This is a genomic window from Fluviirhizobium alvei (assembly GCF_030551875.1).
Lineage (GTDB): Bacteria > Pseudomonadota > Alphaproteobacteria > Rhizobiales > Rhizobiaceae > Rhizobium_E > Rhizobium_E alvei.
This window is the reverse complement of record NZ_JAUOZU010000008.1, coordinates 168352-183945: the sequence shown is the minus strand read 5'-3', so window position 1 is coordinate 183945 and position 15594 is coordinate 168352. Positions and strand designations below refer to the sequence as shown.

The 15594-nt window shown below is 60.3% G+C and carries 18 protein-coding genes; 12 read left to right on the top strand and 6 right to left on the bottom strand.

The window, feature by feature from the left end:
- Positions 1 to 118: 118 nt before the first annotated feature.
- Complete coding sequence (locus Q4481_RS12780; protein ID WP_304376761.1) at positions 119 to 2674, bottom strand: ABC transporter permease; 2556 nt, start codon at positions 2672 to 2674, stop codon at positions 119 to 121.
- The gene (locus tag Q4481_RS12775) at positions 2674 to 3354 is read right to left on the bottom strand and encodes an ABC transporter ATP-binding protein (RefSeq protein ID WP_304376760.1); all 681 of its coding nucleotides are present in this window, start codon (positions 3352 to 3354) and stop codon (positions 2674 to 2676) included. The genes Q4481_RS12780 and Q4481_RS12775 overlap by 1 nt, the downstream gene beginning before the upstream one ends.
- A gap of 58 nt (positions 3355 to 3412) precedes the next feature.
- Here Q4481_RS12775 and Q4481_RS12770 point away from each other — a divergent pair, with 58 nt between their 5' ends.
- From Q4481_RS12770 to Q4481_RS12730, 9 genes are all read left to right on the top strand, one after another.
- Positions 3413 to 4039 carry an arylesterase gene (locus tag Q4481_RS12770; protein WP_304376759.1) on the top strand — a complete coding sequence of 209 codons (627 nt, stop codon included), beginning with the start codon at positions 3413 to 3415 and terminating at the stop codon, positions 4037 to 4039.
- Positions 4040 to 4135: 96 nt separating this feature from the next.
- Positions 4136 to 4711 carry an RNA 2',3'-cyclic phosphodiesterase gene (gene thpR / locus Q4481_RS12765; protein ID WP_304376758.1) on the top strand — a complete coding sequence of 192 codons (576 nt, stop codon included), beginning with the start codon at positions 4136 to 4138 and terminating at the stop codon, positions 4709 to 4711.
- A gap of 133 nt (positions 4712 to 4844) precedes the next feature.
- Positions 4845 to 5171, top strand: a complete 327-nt coding sequence (locus Q4481_RS12760; protein WP_304376757.1) for a hypothetical protein — start codon at positions 4845 to 4847, stop codon at positions 5169 to 5171.
- 9 nt (positions 5172 to 5180) lie between these two features.
- Positions 5181 to 5975, top strand: coding sequence for a ComF family protein (locus Q4481_RS12755; RefSeq protein WP_304376756.1), 795 nt, complete (start codon positions 5181 to 5183; stop codon positions 5973 to 5975).
- A gap of 50 nt (positions 5976 to 6025) precedes the next feature.
- Positions 6026 to 6283, top strand: coding sequence for a glutaredoxin 3 (grxC, locus tag Q4481_RS12750; RefSeq protein WP_304376755.1), 258 nt, complete (start codon positions 6026 to 6028; stop codon positions 6281 to 6283).
- Positions 6283 to 7110: a carbon-nitrogen hydrolase family protein gene (locus tag Q4481_RS12745; RefSeq protein WP_304376950.1), complete on the top strand. Its 828-nt coding sequence runs from the start codon at positions 6283 to 6285 to the stop codon at positions 7108 to 7110. The genes grxC and Q4481_RS12745 overlap by 1 nt, the downstream gene beginning before the upstream one ends.
- A gap of 18 nt (positions 7111 to 7128) precedes the next feature.
- The gene (locus Q4481_RS12740; RefSeq protein WP_304376754.1) at positions 7129 to 7557 is read left to right on the top strand and encodes a DUF1178 family protein; all 429 of its coding nucleotides are present in this window, start codon (positions 7129 to 7131) and stop codon (positions 7555 to 7557) included.
- 113 nt (positions 7558 to 7670) lie between these two features.
- A complete protein-coding gene (locus Q4481_RS12735; RefSeq protein WP_304376753.1) occupies positions 7671 to 9083 on the top strand; it encodes an oligosaccharide flippase family protein in 1413 nt (470 codons plus the stop codon).
- Between the two features lie 5 nt (positions 9084 to 9088).
- Positions 9089 to 10363: a GNAT family N-acetyltransferase gene (locus Q4481_RS12730; protein ID WP_304376752.1), complete on the top strand. Its 1275-nt coding sequence runs from the start codon at positions 9089 to 9091 to the stop codon at positions 10361 to 10363.
- A 27-nt stretch (positions 10364 to 10390) separates the two neighbouring features.
- On the opposite strand, the gene Q4481_RS12725 is transcribed toward Q4481_RS12730, so the two are convergent.
- Positions 10391 to 11317, bottom strand: coding sequence for a prephenate/arogenate dehydrogenase family protein (locus Q4481_RS12725; RefSeq protein WP_304376751.1), 927 nt, complete (start codon positions 11315 to 11317; stop codon positions 10391 to 10393).
- Between the two features lie 51 nt (positions 11318 to 11368).
- Positions 11369 to 12130: a class I SAM-dependent methyltransferase gene (locus Q4481_RS12720; protein WP_304376949.1), complete on the bottom strand. Its 762-nt coding sequence runs from the start codon at positions 12128 to 12130 to the stop codon at positions 11369 to 11371.
- A 103-nt stretch (positions 12131 to 12233) separates the two neighbouring features.
- Between Q4481_RS12720 and gloB the strand changes: the two genes are divergently transcribed.
- From gloB to Q4481_RS12705, 3 genes are all read left to right on the top strand, one after another.
- Positions 12234 to 13004, top strand: a complete 771-nt coding sequence (gene gloB, locus Q4481_RS12715; protein WP_304376750.1) for a hydroxyacylglutathione hydrolase — start codon at positions 12234 to 12236, stop codon at positions 13002 to 13004.
- Positions 13005 to 13667: a DNA-3-methyladenine glycosylase family protein gene (locus tag Q4481_RS12710; RefSeq protein WP_304376749.1), complete on the top strand. Its 663-nt coding sequence runs from the start codon at positions 13005 to 13007 to the stop codon at positions 13665 to 13667.
- An 88-nt stretch (positions 13668 to 13755) separates the two neighbouring features.
- Complete coding sequence (locus tag Q4481_RS12705) at positions 13756 to 14313, top strand: HNH endonuclease (RefSeq protein WP_304376748.1); 558 nt, start codon at positions 13756 to 13758, stop codon at positions 14311 to 14313.
- Between the two features lie 16 nt (positions 14314 to 14329).
- On the opposite strand, the gene Q4481_RS12700 is transcribed toward Q4481_RS12705, so the two are convergent.
- Positions 14330 to 14836: a disulfide bond formation protein B gene (locus tag Q4481_RS12700; protein WP_304376747.1), complete on the bottom strand. Its 507-nt coding sequence runs from the start codon at positions 14834 to 14836 to the stop codon at positions 14330 to 14332.
- A gap of 9 nt (positions 14837 to 14845) precedes the next feature.
- Positions 14846 to 15436 carry a YqaA family protein gene (locus Q4481_RS12695; protein ID WP_304376746.1) on the bottom strand — a complete coding sequence of 197 codons (591 nt, stop codon included), beginning with the start codon at positions 15434 to 15436 and terminating at the stop codon, positions 14846 to 14848.
- Positions 15437 to 15594 lie beyond the last annotated feature (158 nt).

Here is a 15594-nt window from a genome sequence, read left to right as displayed (position 1 = left end):
CTGCGGAGCTCCAGCTAGCATGGACCGAATATGGGTCTTTGCAAACACGGTGGCAAGGGCTTTTGCATGACAAATGCGAAAGCAATTGCATCCCTGAATTGCCGTTCGGAACACTACATCAAAGTTCCCGGAGCATCGGCGCCGCCTTCTGTCCGAGAACCGTCCATGTTCCGGCAAGCCCCGTCCCCGCCGTAACTGCAAGCGCGATCACAAGCGTTACAAGCGCTGTCGCCGGCAGGAAGGTGAAGGGCAGATCCATGATTTGCGTCACCACATACCAGGATGCAGCCGTGGCGGCACCGAGCGCGAAGACCGATGCGGCGAGCCCAAGCAGGACATATTCGATGAGATAGGCGCGAACCAGCATGGATCGGCGGGCTCCGAGCGTTTTCAGCACCACCGCATCGTGAATGCGCGCCCGGTTGCCGGCAGCGATCGCACCCGCCAGCACCAGAACCGAAACCACCAGCGCCACCGTCGAGGCAGCCCGGATCGCCACAGCCAGCTGCCCGACGATGGTCGCCGCCACATCCAGCGCATCCTTGACGCGGATGCTGGTGATGCCGGGATAGGCATTGGCGACCGCGCGCATGACTTTGGCATCCTCCGCAGCTGTCGCGCCTGGGGCGGTCAGCGTCGCCAACCACGCATGCGGCGCGCCGCGGAACGTATTGGGCGAAAACACCATGACGAAATTGATCGACATCGACCGCCATTCGACATGGCGGAAATTGGCAATGCGCGCCGTGATGTTGCGCCCGAGGACATTGACCGTCACGGTATCGCCGACCTTGAGCCCGAGTTCTCCGGCTTCCTGGGCCGCAAAGGAGACGAGCGGCTCACCGCTATAGTCGGGCGCCCACCATTTGCCCTCGGCCAGCGAGGAATTGACCGGCATTGTCTCTGCATATGTAATGCCACGGTCGCCCTGCAGCACCCAGCGCGCTTCCGGCGGCACATTGCGCTTCTGCACATCCTGGCCGTTGAAAGCGAGGATACGGCCACGCAACATCGGCACTTCGACAATGTTGCCTTTGGGCGCGTTTTCCCTGACGAGCGTTCGGAAACCGTCGACATCCTTGCTCTGGATATCGACGAAGAAGAAGTTCGGTGCCTTCTCGGCCAGCGCACCAGACAGATTGCCGCGGAGATTGCCTTCGATGAGGGCAAGTGCAGCAAGCAAAGTCAGGCCAAGCCCAAGCGAAAGCACGACCGGCGCCGTCAGGGCACCCGGCCGGTGGATGTTGCCGAGCGCCAGCCGGAGCGATGGCGAGCGGGTCCGTGGCGCCCGGCGCGCGAGCAATGCCACCAGCATCGCCACCAGCCGGAGAACGATGAAGGCGAGGGCCGTCGAACCGATGAAAACAAGCGCGATGAACCGGTCGCCGGAGGTTACGACGGCAAGGCCCGTGATCGCGAGAAAAGCCATCGCCGCGGCCACATAGTAGCGTAGCGGCACACTGCGCCAGCCTTCATAGCCTTGAGCGCGCAGAAGTTCGGTCGCGCGGATGAGACGGGCGCGGCCGAGCGGCAAGATTGAAAAGGCAATCGCTGTCAGATAGCCGAAGAGCGCCGCAGCACCCAGTGCCGAAGGATAGATGGCAAGCCCCGTATCGACCGGCAGGTAGGAAGCAAGGAAGTAGCCCGCGACCGGCGCGATCATTGCTCCAAGCACCAGACCGATGAGAATCGCGATCGTCGCAATGGCCAGGATCTGGATCATATAGATCGACAGGATCAGATGGCCCGGCGCGCCGAGGCTCTTGAAGGAGGCAATGACCTGGCGCTTGCGATCGAGAAAGGCGCTGACCGCATTGGCGACGCCGACACCGCCGGCAGCAAGCGCTGCCAGGCCGACGAGGGTCAGGAAATCCGAAAAGCGGTCGATATTCTGCGTCAGCGACGGCGCCGCATTCGCAGCCGAACGGATCGACCATCCGGCTTCGGGGAATTTCTGGTTGGCCTCCTGCCGGATCAGCCGTGCCGGCAAGGCGGGGCTGTCGAGCTTGATACGGTAATTGTTATCGACCAGGCTTCCGGTTCGCACAAGTCCGGTCTTGGCAAGTGCTTCACGTGAAACGAGAAGCCTCGGGGCAAATCCGAAACCATCGGAAAGCTGGTCAGGCTCGTTGACCACCGTGCCGCGGATGACGAGTTCGAGGTCGCCCAGCAGGATCCTGTCACCGATCTTGAGGTCCAGACGGTCGAGCAGCATCGGCTGTGCGAGGGCGCCGAACGTGCCGTCCTTCTCGCCGATCAGCTCCTTCAACGGCTGGTTCGGCTCTGCCGTGAATGTTCCATAAAGCGGATAGGCCCCGTCAACTGCCTTCACTTCCGCGAGAGCCTGGTTGGTCTTGTCGGAACGACGAACCATGGAGCGGAGGTTGGAGGCGACGGCAACCTGGCCGAGACTGTCGAGCCAGGCCCGTTCATCGGCCGATGCTTCGCGCTGCTTCAGTTCGAAACGGATATCGCCGGCCAGGATTTCGCGGCCCCGCGAATCGATCGAGCTGGTCATCGAACGCGCCACGGAATTGACGCCGGCAATCGCTGCCGTTCCCAGCACGATGCAGAGAATGAAGATATAAAAGCCGCTGACCCCGCCGCGCATTTCGCGCAGGGCCAGTCTGAGCGCCAGCGGCAAGCTCGCAATGATCCGGATAAGCTGCCGCATCAGACACCCGCATCCACGATCTGGCCGGAACGGATGCGAATCTGGCGTTGGCAGCGCGCGGCGAGTGCAGGGTCATGGGTGACAAGAACCAGCGTCATGCTGCGCTCCGCCTGTTTGGAGAAGATAAGATCGGCGATTTGCCGACCGGTTTCGCCATCGAGATTGCCGGTCGGCTCGTCGGCGATCAACAGGGTGGGCGACGGTGCGAGCGCGCGCGCAATAGCGACGCGTTGCTGTTCGCCACCCGAAAGCTGGCCCGGATAATGGTCCAGCCGCTCGCCAAGGCCAACGGCTTCCAGTTCCTTGCGCGCAATCGAAAAAGCATCCGGAACATTGGCAAGTTCAAGCGGAACAGCAACATTTTCGATCGCGGTCATGTTCGGAATGAGATGGAACGACTGAAAGACGATACCGATATTGCGGCCACGAAAGGCTGCGAGCGTATCCTCATCGGCATCATGCAATGCCTGTCCTGCAATATGAAGCTCACCGCGATCGAGCCGTTCGAGGCCGGCAAGCACCATCAGAAGCGTCGATTTTCCCGAACCGGAAGGACCTGTGATACCGTTTGATGTCCCCTTGCCGACCGAGAGATCGATGCCCTTCAAGACATGAACGGCACTTGCGGCTGTGCCGAGCGTCAGATCGGCAGCCTTCAGTTCAATGACGGTTTCATCCACGCAAAGTCGTCCTATATAACCGGAATATCGATGGTAGTGGGAAGGTAGGAGAACCGGCATGCGATTTAAAGTTCTAGCGGCAGCTATATTTTCGGCCTTGCTCACGATTGGAACCGCTGAAGCCCGGACGTTCAACCTCGTCGGCTTCGGGGATTCGCTGATGGCTGGCTACGAGTTGCCGCCCGAAGAAGCCTTTCCAGCCCGTCTCGAAACATTGCTCAAGCAGAAGGGTCACGATGTCGTGATCGCGAATGCCGGCGTTTCCGGTGACACCAGCGCCGATGGGCTTGCCCGGATCGACTGGTCGGTGCCGGACGGCACCGATGGCGTGATCCTGGAGCTGGGCGCCAACGATGCCCTGCGTGGCCTTTCACCGGAAGAGAGCCGAAAGAACATCGAGGCCATGATCCTCAGGTTGAAGGAGCGCGGCATTCCGGTGCTCCTGGCCGGAATTCTGGCGCCACCCAACATGGGCAGCGAATACGAAGCCCGCTTCAACCCGATCTTCAAAGAGCTTGCCGAAAAACATAACCTCACCTTCTACCCGTTCTTTCTCGATGGCGTGACGCTCAAGCCTGAGAACCAGCTCAAGGATCGCATGCATCCCAACGGGGCTGGAACAGCCGTGATGGCCGAAAAATTCCTGCCGACGGCGGAAAAATTCCTGGCGACGCTCAAACCCTGATCGCCCTGCTTGCAGTGCAAAATAAATTTCGGGGATTGCGCTGCAGCAGGATCAATGATTCGCTGAAGGCTCAAGAAGCGATTCGAGGAGCTCGTCATGCCGAGATTGTTCATCGCCCTCGAAATTCCGCAGAGCGTGGCCATGAGCCTTTCGCTGTTGCGGGGCGGCGTGCCGGGAGCCCGGTGGATCGATCGCGAGAATTACCATATCACTCTCCGCTTCATCGGCGACATCGATCATCGGACGGCAGACGAAGTCGCCGCCGCACTCGACAGGGTCAACCGGCGGCAATTTTCGCTGACCCTCAGCGGCACCGGCTTTTTCGGCTCCAAGAAACCGCACAGTATCTGGGCTGGTGTGATGTCCTCGCCGGACCTGATGGCACTGCAGGGCGAGATAGAACGGATCTGCCAGCGGCTGGGTCTGTCGGCTGATCCACGCAAGTTCACTCCGCATGTCACGCTTGCGCGCCTCAAGGGTGCCCGCGTTGATGATGTGGTTCATTATCTGACCGGACGGGGAAATTTTGCCGCAGGCCCCTTTGTCGTTCCGCGGTTCGTGCTGATGTCCTCCCGCGATTCGGTTGGCGGCGGACCCTACGTCATCGAGGAAGCCTATCCCCTGGCGCCACCGGCTGCGCCAAAACCCATCGCACTCGAATTACATCCCTGACGGTCGCGTTTCCTGGAACGGGCCACCAATCAATTGCCGATTGCCAATTGCAAATCCCGACAAGGCGTGAAAAATGATCTGAACGCCCCTGTCTGGCGTAAGATCCTCTGTTCAGAAATTCGAGTTCGTTCTCATGAAGAAAAGCTTTCTCCTCCTCGCCCTGCTGGCGGCCGGTTGCGCCAAGATGCCGGATGATATCCAGGCTGTGGCAGTTTCAGCCGATCCGTACATGGCTATGGAGTGCCCGCAACTGTCGTCCGAAAAGGTCGCCGCGGCTGCCGAACTCGCAAGAGTCGAGGAAGCGCAGTTGCGCGCCGCCCAGCAGGATCAGGCTGCGATGGCCGTGATCCACGTGCCGGTGGCCTCCATGCGCGGCAAGGATCAGGAAGCCGCGGTGGCCTCTGCCAAGGGCAAGGTTGACGCTATCAACCAGGCTTATGCGGCCAAGGGCTGCAGCTAAACAGGATAAATGCGGCTGGACGGAGAAACCAAACAGAGCCTCGGATCTGGCCTGGCGGATCGGTTCCGCAAGAGCATCTCCTTTGCCGCCCATCCAATTGCTGATTTTCTGTTTCCGCCCGCATGTCCCTCCTGCGGGCGCATGCAGGCCCAACATGGCGCACTGTGTCCAACCTGCTGGTCTGGCCTGACGCTGATCGAGCGACCCTTCTGCGATGTGTTGGGTACACCCTTTCCCTATGATTACGGCGGCGGTGCGCTGTCGCCGGAAGCGATCGCCAACCCTCCGGTTTTTAGCCGCTTGCGCTCGGCTTGCCTTTTCGAGGGTCCGGCGCGCGAACTGGTCCATGCACTGAAATATGGTGACCGGACCGAACTCGCGCCAATGATGGCGCGGTGGATGCAGCGCGCCGGTACCGACATTCTGGCCGATTGCGACGGGCTTGTGCCCGTGCCGCTGCATCGAATGCGGCGCCTTTCACGACGCTACAATCAGGCAGCCGAATTGAGCCGCGCCCTTTCCGCTCTCACCGCCATTCCCGCGCTCGATACGGTTCTTTATCGTTCCCGCTCCACCGAACGGCAGGTCGGCTTGCGCAAAACGGCACGGCAGCAGAATCTCAAAGGCGCATTTTCGGTTCCGGAGCAAGCACTCCCGAACATCATCGGTCGTCGCCTTGTTCTTGTCGATGACGTCTATACGACGGGAGCCACAGCCTCCGCCGCAACCAAGGTTCTGCTGCGCGCTGGTGCAGCAAATGTCTCGGTCCTGACCTTTGCAATGGTCGCACCAGGGATTATATGACAGGTCGTGACAGGCTAAGGCCCATTGTCGCGGTCAAACAGGAAGGTCCTATGGCACAGGTGATCATCTATACACGCCAGTTCTGCGGCTATTGCGCATCCGCCAAGGCTCTTCTGGCGGACAAGGGCGTGGATTTCGTCGAACATGATGCCACGGGACGCCCGGAAATCCGCTCCGAAATGATCGAAAAGGCCCATGGCCGCAACACCTTCCCGCAGATCTTCATCAATGGAGACCATGTCGGCGGTTGCGATGACCTGCATGCGCTTGATCGCGCCGGCAAGCTCGATCCGATGCTGGCGAGGTAATCATGGTCAAAGTTGCTGCCGTTCAGATGTGCTCGGGTGTTGATCCCGAGATCAATGCCGATCGCATGGAAGCGCTCGTGCGCCAGGCAAAGGCCGAGGGCGCCCTCTACGTCCAGACGCCAGAGATGACCGGTGCCGTCCAGAAGGACCGCAAGGGACTGCTCGCGGTTCTGCGGTCTGAAAAGGACGATCTTATCGTCGCCCGCGCAGTAAAGCTTGCTGGTGAACTCGGCATCTATCTCCATATCGGCTCGACAGCGATCGCGCTTGATGACGGCAAGATCGCCAATCGCGCCTTCCTGTTTGCGCCCGATGGATCCGTGCTTTGCCGTTACGACAAGATCCATATGTTCGATGTCGATCTCGACAATGGCGAGAGCTGGCGCGAAAGCGCCGTCTATCGTCCCGGCGAAAATGCGGTCAGCATTGGGCTTCCCTTTGCCCGTCTGGCGTTTGCGATCTGTTACGACCTGCGCTTTCCGCAACTGTTCCGCACCGAAGCACTCGCCGGCAGCCAGATTCTCACAGCCCCGGCCGCCTTCACCCGTCAGACCGGTGAAGCGCACTGGCACGTTCTGACCCGGGCCCGCGCCATTGAAAACGGTGCCTTCCTGATCTCTGCGGCCCAGGCGGGTCTGCACGAGGATGGGCGCGAAACCTATGGCCATTCGCTGATCGTCGATCCCTGGGGCCGCATCCTGGCTGAGGCTGGAGGCACGGGTGAAGCGGTGATCACGGCCGAGATCGATCTGGCCGAAACCGCCGATGCGCGCGCCAAGATCCCCAACCTCAAGAATGCCCGCGATTTCAGCCTGCAGTCGCTCTGATCTGAACGGTACAGAACGGTGATTCATTATTCGCTTCAATGTGATCGCGATCATAAGTTCGAAGGCTGGTTCGCCTCGAGCGCCGATTACGATTCCCAGACGGAGCGCGGGCTGATCACCTGCCCCGCTTGCGGCTCGGCCTCTGTCTCCAAGATGCTGATGGCGCCGAATGTCACCACGGGACGCCAGAAAGAGGCAACGCAGGCCCTTGTGATGGACAATGCTCACAAGGAAATGATCGGACGCCTGCGGGAGATCGTCAACGAGATCAAGGCCAATGCCGAAGATGTCGGCGAGCGGTTCCCTGAGGAAGCTCGAAAAATCCATTATGGCGAAGCCGAAGCCCGCGGGCTGATCGGCAAGGCGACACCGGAAGAAGCCGAAGCGCTGATCGAGGAAGGGGTCGAGATCGCGGCCCTTCCAATGTTGCCCGACGATATCAACTGACCAGGTTTTCCGTTCGGGAACTCGCCCGTGGCACGCTGTCGAACCGTTTCTTAACTTCGATGTGGCAGAAGGGGACAGTCCTTTTTGCGTCAACGAATCGAGTATCGCGTATCATGACCGTGGTCCAGGCATCCGAAGCGGATCTGCCGGAGAAGAGCATTCGGCGAACCTTCGCCCTTGCCTCACGTCTGCGTGCGCGACTGGGCGCGAAGGACGCCAATGGCGCCGCCAGCCGCATGGCGCTGATCGCCTTCGTGATCCGGGTCATTTCAGCAGCCATTGCCTTCGTTTCGCAGATCATCATGGCCCGCATGATGGGCGAGCATGAATATGGCATCTTCGTCTTCGTCTGGGTTCTCGTCATTCTCGTCGGCAACCTGTCCTGCCTGGGCTTCCATTCAGCCCAGATCCGCTTCCTGCCAGAATTCGTCACCAACAACGATATCGATCAGGTCCGCGGGCTGACAACGACGGCGCGGATCTTCGCGCTGGTTTCGTCCAGCACCGTCGCGCTTCTTGGCTATTTCGCCCTGTCGCTGTTTGGCGAAACAATCGAATCCTACTATCTCATTCCATTGACGATCGGCCTCTTCATCCTGCCGATGATCGCGCTTGGCGATACGATGGAGGGCACCGCCCGGGCCAACTCCTGGGCATTGATTGCACTCTCGCCGACCTACATCATCCGTCCACTGCTCATTCTCGTCTTCATGATCGGTTTTGTCCATTTCGGCGAACCGAAGACTGCCGTGACGGCCATGACCGCGGGGCTTGCCGCAACCTACCTGACGACGGTCGTGCAGTTCTTCAACATCGATCACCGGCTGAGGAAGACCTTTGAAACCGGCCCGAGACGGGTGGAATTTGGTGCCTGGGTGCGGGTGGCCCTGCCGATCTTCCTCATCGAAGGCTTCGGCTTCCTGCTTACCAATTCCGACACTGTTGTCACTGGCCTCTTCCTACCGCCCGGCGAAGTGGGCATCTATTTTGCCGCCTCCAAGACGATTGCCTTCGTCCAGTTCGTGATGTTCTCGGTCAAGGCGGCATCGGGACCGCAGTTCTCCGCTCTCTATGCTGCAGAAGACCGCTCCGGGCTCGCAAGATTCGCGCTCAGCAGCACGCGCTGGACCTTCTGGCCGGTCCTTGCGGTGGGGCTAACGGCCCTGCTGTTCGGCAAATTCCTGCTCTCCATGTTCGGATCGGGTTTCGTGAGCGGTTTCGATGTGATGGTGATCCTGTTCCTGGGCGTGCTCGGACGATCGCTGGTCGGGCCGGCGGAATCGCTTCTCACCATGGCCGGTGAACAGATCCTCTGCGTCAAGCTCTATGCCGTCGCCCTTGCCGCCAACATCATCCTCAACCTTCTTCTCGTTCCGATGCTCGGGATCGAAGGTGCGGCTCTCGCTGCAGCAGGTGCGATGTGGATCGAGGCAATCATGCTCCATCTTGCGGTGCGCAACCGGCTTTCCATTACCCTCTTTGCCTTTGCCCGGCATCCTGTCGCGGCAGACGGTTCGAAGGAATAGTGCTCATGGCTCACGCTCCCACCTTTCACGAAGAAGCGTTCAATGCTTCGCTCGAATTGGCTCATGGAGAGATCGGCCGCCCCGAACCGCGTCCGATACCGCTGCAGACCCTTGAAACGACCAAGGCAGGCCGCACGCTTTCGCTCTATCCCGCTACCGCCGGCTATGGCCTGCAGGAAGAGCTGGACTTTCTCTCCAATCGTGCGGTGGAACCGAACGTGTTCTTCACCAGCCGTTTCCTTGCCCCGGCCATGCCGCGGCTCGAGGACAAGGATATCAACCTCGCCATCATCCGTGATGAAGACGGCGCCCGCAGCCGGCTGCGTTTGCTGATGCCGTATTCGATCGAAAAGCCGGGCTTTTCCATTGGAACACCGATCATCCGGGCCTGGGCCAACCCGTTCGGCCCGATCGGAACCCCACTCGTTGATGCGGAAAATGCCGCCGAAACCCTCGACAACTTCTTCGATGCACTCGGCAAGGCCGGCAACCGGCTGCCCAGGGTATTGGTTCTACCGGATATCCGTTTGGGGGGCATGTTCGCACGCATTGCCAAGGCGATCGCGATTTCGCGCAACATGCCGATCACGGTGACCAACCAGCATTGGCGGCCGATGCTCGAAAGCCTCGCGGATGGCGAAACCTATCTCAAGCGCAATGTTCGCTCGTCCCACATGCGAGAAATGCGGCGCCAATGGTCCCATCTGGAGAAGCTGGGGCGCACCGAATATGTCGTGGCACGCCAGCCGCAGGAAATCCGGGCGCGCATGGAGGAGTTCCTGCTTCTGGAAGCATCCGGCTGGAAGGGCAAGAAGCGTTCCGCCATGCTGTCTGATCGTTATCGAGCCGCCTTTGCCCGTGAGGCGGTCAACAATCTTGCCGAAATCGATGCCGCCCGCATTCATACGATCGACCTCGAAGGTCAGGCGATCGCCTCCATGATCGTGCTGATGATGAACGGCGAAGCCTACACCTGGAAGACGGCCTATAACGAAGACTATGCCAAATACTCGCCCGGCAAGCTTCTGACGGCGCATCTGACCGAATGGCATCTCGACGACGCCAATATCGTCCGGACCGATTCCTGCGCCGTGCCCGATCATCCGATCATGAGCCGGCTATGGTCCGAGCGCGAGGAGATGGGAACGTTGGTGATCGGGCTGACGCCGAACTCCGACCGCGACACCCGTCAGGTCGCAACCCAGCTGCACCTCTACAGCAACACCCGCAACATGGCCCGCCTCATTCGCGAAAAGATCATGTCGCTCGGCCGGAAATAACAAGAAAGCCGAACGCGCCCGGCAAAGTCAATTGCCGCCTTTGATGTGACGGCCGAAATCGGGAGCGGCAGTATCCTGCCCGGCCTCGATGATCGAGCGGCGCACGGCGCGCGTCCGGGTGAAGAGATCGAACAATTTGTCGGCTTCGCCCCAGCGGATCGCACGCTGGAGATAGGCGAGATCTTCCGAGAACCGGGCCAGCATTTCCAGGATGGCGTCCTTGTTGTGCAGGCAGACGTCGCGCCACATGACCGGATCGGAAGCGGCAAGACGGGTGAAATCGCGAAAGCCCGACGCGGAATATTTGATGACTTCGGATTCGGTCACCGTTTCGAGATCCGCTGCCGTTCCGACAATATTGTAGGCGATGATGTGGGGCAGATGCGAAACGATCGCCAGCACCTTGTCGTGATGCTCGGGCTCCATCTCGTCTACTTTCGAACCCAGCGTTTCCCAGAACAGCCTCAGCCTAGCCAGGGGTTCGAGCGCAGTACCGGCAACCGGTGTCAAAATGCACCAGCGCCCCTGGAAAAGATCGGCAAACCCGGCATCAGGGCCCGAATGTTCGGTACCAGCGATCGGATGGCCCGGAATGAAATGGACGCCATCCGGCACGTGCGGAAGCATCTGCTGGATCACCGATGCCTTGGTCGAGCCGACATCGGTCAGGATCGCACCCGGCTTCAGGGCGACTGCGATTTCGGCAGCCACGGCACCCGATGCACCGACCGGAACCGAAACGATGACGAGATCGGCCTCTTCGGCAGCTTCGGCAGCACTTGTGTGATAGCTCGTACCGAGCCCCAGTTCCTCGGCCCGCTTCAGCGTCTCCGAGCTGCGGGTTGAAATGGCAACCTCGCGCGCAAGCCCTTTCTCGCGAATGGCCCGCGCGATGGACGATCCGATCAGGCCGATGCCGATCAGGGCGATCTTTTCGAATTGCATGTCAGTCATGGCGCTCTGTCCGAGGTTTTTCGGTTGGCAGAGCCAATAGACAAGGCCATGCTATTTGTCGAGTGCCCCAAGCCGGGCCGAAGGGATGCCTTGCGGCGACAGGACAGGTGCAAAGACGCGGCGCGATGCTCGCGCGAAGACCGGCAGTCCCTGATAGAGGCGCTTTTCAGCCTCCACCGCAATGACACCCGAGAAAAAGGGCATGATCCGGCGACCGATCCGCTCCATCCGGAAGAAGAGATCGGGAAAGGGACGCGTCCGGTAGGGCGGAAAGAAAAGCGCATCCGTAAAGGCGCCCGGCGTAAAGTTGGTTTCCCTGAGCAGCGTCACCAGCTGACCGCGCGAATAGGGCCGCCCCGCCCCGAAGGGCGTATGTTCGAAACGGGCCCAGACGCCGCGCCGGTTCGGCACGACGATGACCAACCGCCCGCCGGGCGCGAGTGTTCGCCAGATTTCCTTCAGCATCTCGCGCGGATTCTCGGCAAATTCCAGCGAATGGACGAGCAGGAAACGGTCGATAGAGGCATCCGGCAACGGCAGTTCCTCATCGAACACCAGCGCCGTTGCCGAAAGCGAACCGGGCGGCCAGTTGATGGCACCCTGACCTGCCGGCATGAAGGCGAAAGTGCGTTCTGCGCCTGCCTTGAAATGTTCGAGATAGGGCAGAGCATAACCGAGCCCCACCAGCCGCTCTTCCGGCAATCGCGTCCAGAGCCGGTCGAGTGCGGCATTGATCGACGCTTCGGCAAAGCGGCCGATCTGGGAATTGTAAAACTGCCTGAGGTCGACAATATCGGTATGCATGGGCGGAATGTAGCCGTCGCGGGCTGGACTTCAAGTCTCGGGCCACTACTTTCAGGCCCCAACAATGAATCAATGCCGCCCTGGCCCTACGAACATATCAAGGATCGGAACGATGACGGAGCTTGCAATTGAACTCTTCCGCTGCCGCAGCGACAATTACGGCGTTCTCATGCATGATCCCGTGAGCGGGCGGACGGCATCGATCGACGCACCGGAAGAAGCGCCCATTCTTGCCGCGCTCGAGCGCCGGGGCTGGCATCTGACCGATATCTTCACTACCCATCATCATCCCGACCATGTCGAGGCCAATCTGGCACTGAAAGCGGCGTTCGGTATCACCATCACCGGGCCGGTCAACGAGAAGGACCGGATTCCAGGTATCGACCGGACTGTCGGTGACGGCGACCGCTTCGATTTTGCCGGTCATCCGGTGGATGTGATCGAGACTCCCGGCCATACGGCCGGCCATGTCTGCTACCATCTGCCGCAGGACGGGCTCCTCTTCTCGGCCGATACCCTGTTCGCCCTCGGCTGCGGTCGTCTGTTTGAACGCCCTGCCCGTGACATGTGGACGTCACTTGCAAAACTCGCAGCGCTGCCGGATGAAACGAAGGTCTATTTCGGCCACGAGTATTCGCTGTCGAATGCCCGCTTCGCCCTGACGATCGAACCCGGCAACCAGGCCCTTGTCGACCGTGCTGCCGCTATCGAAAGCGCCGTTTCCCAGGGTAACTTCACTGCTCCGACCACGATCGGGCTCGAAAAGGCAACCAGCCCGTTCCTGCGGCCGCAATCAGGCGAAATCCGGACCCTGCTTGGGATGGAGACGGCTGAAGACTGGGAAGTGTTTGCAGAGGTCCGGGCGCGCAAGGACCGCTTCTGAGTGGGCTCGACACTGATCCTGAACGAGACCGATCTGGCCGATGCGATTGATCGGCTGATTGCAGCAGTGCCCGAATTCCGCCATGTCGCCAACCTCGCAGGCACTGTCCCGCTGCGCAGCGCGCCGTTTGATTATGAAGGTCTGGCCTATTCCATCGTCGCGCAGATGGTGTCGCGAGCTTCGGCCGATGCGATCTGGCGGCGGCTGGTGGCAGCGGTCGCTACAGTTGCTCCGGGCGACATCCTTGCCCTCGATGATGGAGCGATGCGGGCGATTGGCCTGTCCGGTGCCAAGGCACAGGCGTTGCGCGCCTTGGCGGAAGCCTGTTCCGGCGCGATCGATTTCGACGAATTGCGTCATCTCCCGTCCGAGGCAGCCATTGCAAGATTGAGCGCCGTGCGCGGCATTGGCGCCTGGACGGCGGAAGTCTTTCTTCTGTTTGCCGGCGGCCACCCCGACATCTTCCCCGCCGGCGACGTCGCACTTCAGGCCGCCTACGGCCATGCCTTCACGCTGGAGAACCGACCAAACACTGCGGCAATGCGGAAGATCTCGGCCGCATGGCAGCCGCATCGTTCGGCTGCGGCACGCCTGCTCTGGGCCTATTACGCGACTTGCGTCCGTTCCGACGCAAGCCCCGTTGCAGCGCGACAAAAAACTTGAAACTCCGTTAACGTTCAGGGCTTCACAATCTTGTTGCAATACGCCTAGTATGAAGGGGCAGGGAATTCGAATCGTTCAGGAGACTGACTTGACGATTGCAGTATCACCCCAGTCTCTTCCGGCGTTGGTTCTGAATGCTGACTACCGCCCTCTGAGTTATTATCCTTTGTCTCTATGGTCTTGGCAGGATGCAATCAAGGCCGTGTTCCTCGATCGCGTCAACATCATCGCCGAGTATGACCAGTCGGTCTCCTCGCCGAGTTTCACGATGCGACTGCCGAGCGTTGTCTGCCTGAAATCCTATGTGCAGCCATCGCGCTTTCCGGCCTTCACCCGTTTCAACGTCTTTCTGCGCGACCGGTTCGAATGCCAGTATTGCGGCTGCGAGGATGATCTGACCTTCGATCACGTGACACCGCGTGCGCTCGGAGGACAGACAACGTGGGAAAATGTCGTGACGGCCTGTGCACCCTGCAACCTGCGCAAGGGCTCGAAACTGCCACGCCAGGCGGGCATGATTCCGCGTCAGACCCCATATCGGCCGACCGTGCAGGACCTGCACAACAATGGCCGGCTGTTCCCGCCAAACTATCTGCACGAAAGCTGGATGGACTATCTCTACTGGGATACCGAGCTGCAGCCCTGACTTCGACCCGGGTTTGTCAGACCTTGCGCCGCGCCGTCACGAAGGCATAGGCGGCCAGCGCCAGCGATGTCAGCACGTTCCAGCCGGCGAAGGAGAGGCCGAGCACCCGAAGGCTCGCTTCCGTACAGGACGGACCATGCTGGCTGGAGAGATCATCAAGCAATCCGCCTGTATCCTTGGCAATGGCATTGACCGAGGTCGAGCAGGTCACTGGTCCTTCCCAGAAGCCCCACTCGACACCAGAATGGTAGACGCCGAGCCCGGCTGAAACCACCATTATGATGGCAATCAGGCCGATAAGGCCGCGCACCACCACCGGCGGCGCGTCGAGACCGGCGGCAAGCGCCGCCGCGAGCCCGATCGGCACGCCGATATAGTAGGGCCAACGCTGCAGCAGGCAGAGCGCACAGGGCACATAGCCGCCGATATGTTCAAACCCGAGCGCCGAAAGAACAACAACGGCAAGGCCGGCTGTCAGCAGGAGTGCGGGAAGAAGCAGGGGACGCGATGATAGGCCGGACATGGCAGGATCTCAGTTCTTGAGGGCGAGATAGAGGAGATAGGCGAGGATCAGCGCCATGGCAGCGCTACCGGCAAGCAGGTTGAGGCGTTTTTCGATGAAATCGCGGATCGGCGTGCCGAATTTGGCGAACAGCCACGCAAGCAGCATGAACTTGCCGCCACGGGCGATCACGGCCGCAATGAAGAACATCAGAAGATTGACATGCAGGACGCCGGAGAGAATCGTCACGATCTTGAGCGGCGGCAGATGCGCCACGCCGGACGTGAACAGAAAGAGGGCGATCAGCTCCTCCGACACGGCGGACTTCAACTGTTCGAATTCGCCGAGCTTTCCATAGAATTCGAGCACGGGCCGGGCAATCGCCTCGAAGGCGAAATAACCGATCATCCAGCCAGCCACCCCACCCAGGATCGAGCCGAGCGAGGCGATCAGGGCATAACGCCAGACTTTCCTCGGATTGGCGATCGCCATCGGCAGGAACAGCACTTCGGCGGGAACCAGAAACACCGAACTTTCGATGAAGGAGATGATGAAGAGCCAGATTTCGGCTGACGGGCGTTCCGCGAGCCGCATGGTCCAGTCATAGAGGCGTTTGAGCATGAAAGCGTCCGCAATTCTTTTGAGCGTGTTTAGGCCGGGCCATTTCGTTTTGCAAATAGGCGTTTGGCCGCGGTCAACACAAGCGCGTGAACGCCGCCTGGCGGGGCAGGATGCTTTTGTGTTTTGAGGGCGGCAATTGCGAAAAAGAAATTGACCAC

Excerpts from the sequence above, each read along its gene's own strand:
- Q4481_RS12780 (WP_304376761.1), bottom strand. The coding sequence starts at position 2,674 with ATGCGGCAGCTTATCCGGATCATTGCGAGCTTGCCGCTGGCGCTCAGA.
- Q4481_RS12770 (WP_304376759.1), top strand. The coding sequence starts at position 3,413 with ATGCGATTTAAAGTTCTAGCGGCAGCTATATTTTCGGCCTTGCTCACG.
- thpR (WP_304376758.1), top strand. The coding sequence starts at position 4,136 with ATGCCGAGATTGTTCATCGCCCTCGAAATTCCGCAGAGCGTGGCCATG.
- Q4481_RS12760 (WP_304376757.1), top strand. The coding sequence starts at position 4,845 with ATGAAGAAAAGCTTTCTCCTCCTCGCCCTGCTGGCGGCCGGTTGCGCC.
- Q4481_RS12755 (WP_304376756.1), top strand. The coding sequence starts at position 5,181 with ATGCGGCTGGACGGAGAAACCAAACAGAGCCTCGGATCTGGCCTGGCG.
- grxC (WP_304376755.1), top strand. The coding sequence starts at position 6,026 with ATGGCACAGGTGATCATCTATACACGCCAGTTCTGCGGCTATTGCGCA.
- Q4481_RS12735 (WP_304376753.1), top strand. The coding sequence starts at position 7,671 with ATGACCGTGGTCCAGGCATCCGAAGCGGATCTGCCGGAGAAGAGCATT.
- Q4481_RS12730 (WP_304376752.1), top strand. The coding sequence starts at position 9,089 with ATGGCTCACGCTCCCACCTTTCACGAAGAAGCGTTCAATGCTTCGCTC.
- Q4481_RS12725 (WP_304376751.1), bottom strand. The coding sequence starts at position 11,317 with ATGACTGACATGCAATTCGAAAAGATCGCCCTGATCGGCATCGGCCTG.
- gloB (WP_304376750.1), top strand. The coding sequence starts at position 12,234 with ATGACGGAGCTTGCAATTGAACTCTTCCGCTGCCGCAGCGACAATTAC.
- Q4481_RS12700 (WP_304376747.1), bottom strand. The coding sequence starts at position 14,836 with ATGTCCGGCCTATCATCGCGTCCCCTGCTTCTTCCCGCACTCCTGCTG.
- Q4481_RS12695 (WP_304376746.1), bottom strand. The coding sequence starts at position 15,436 with ATGCTCAAACGCCTCTATGACTGGACCATGCGGCTCGCGGAACGCCCG.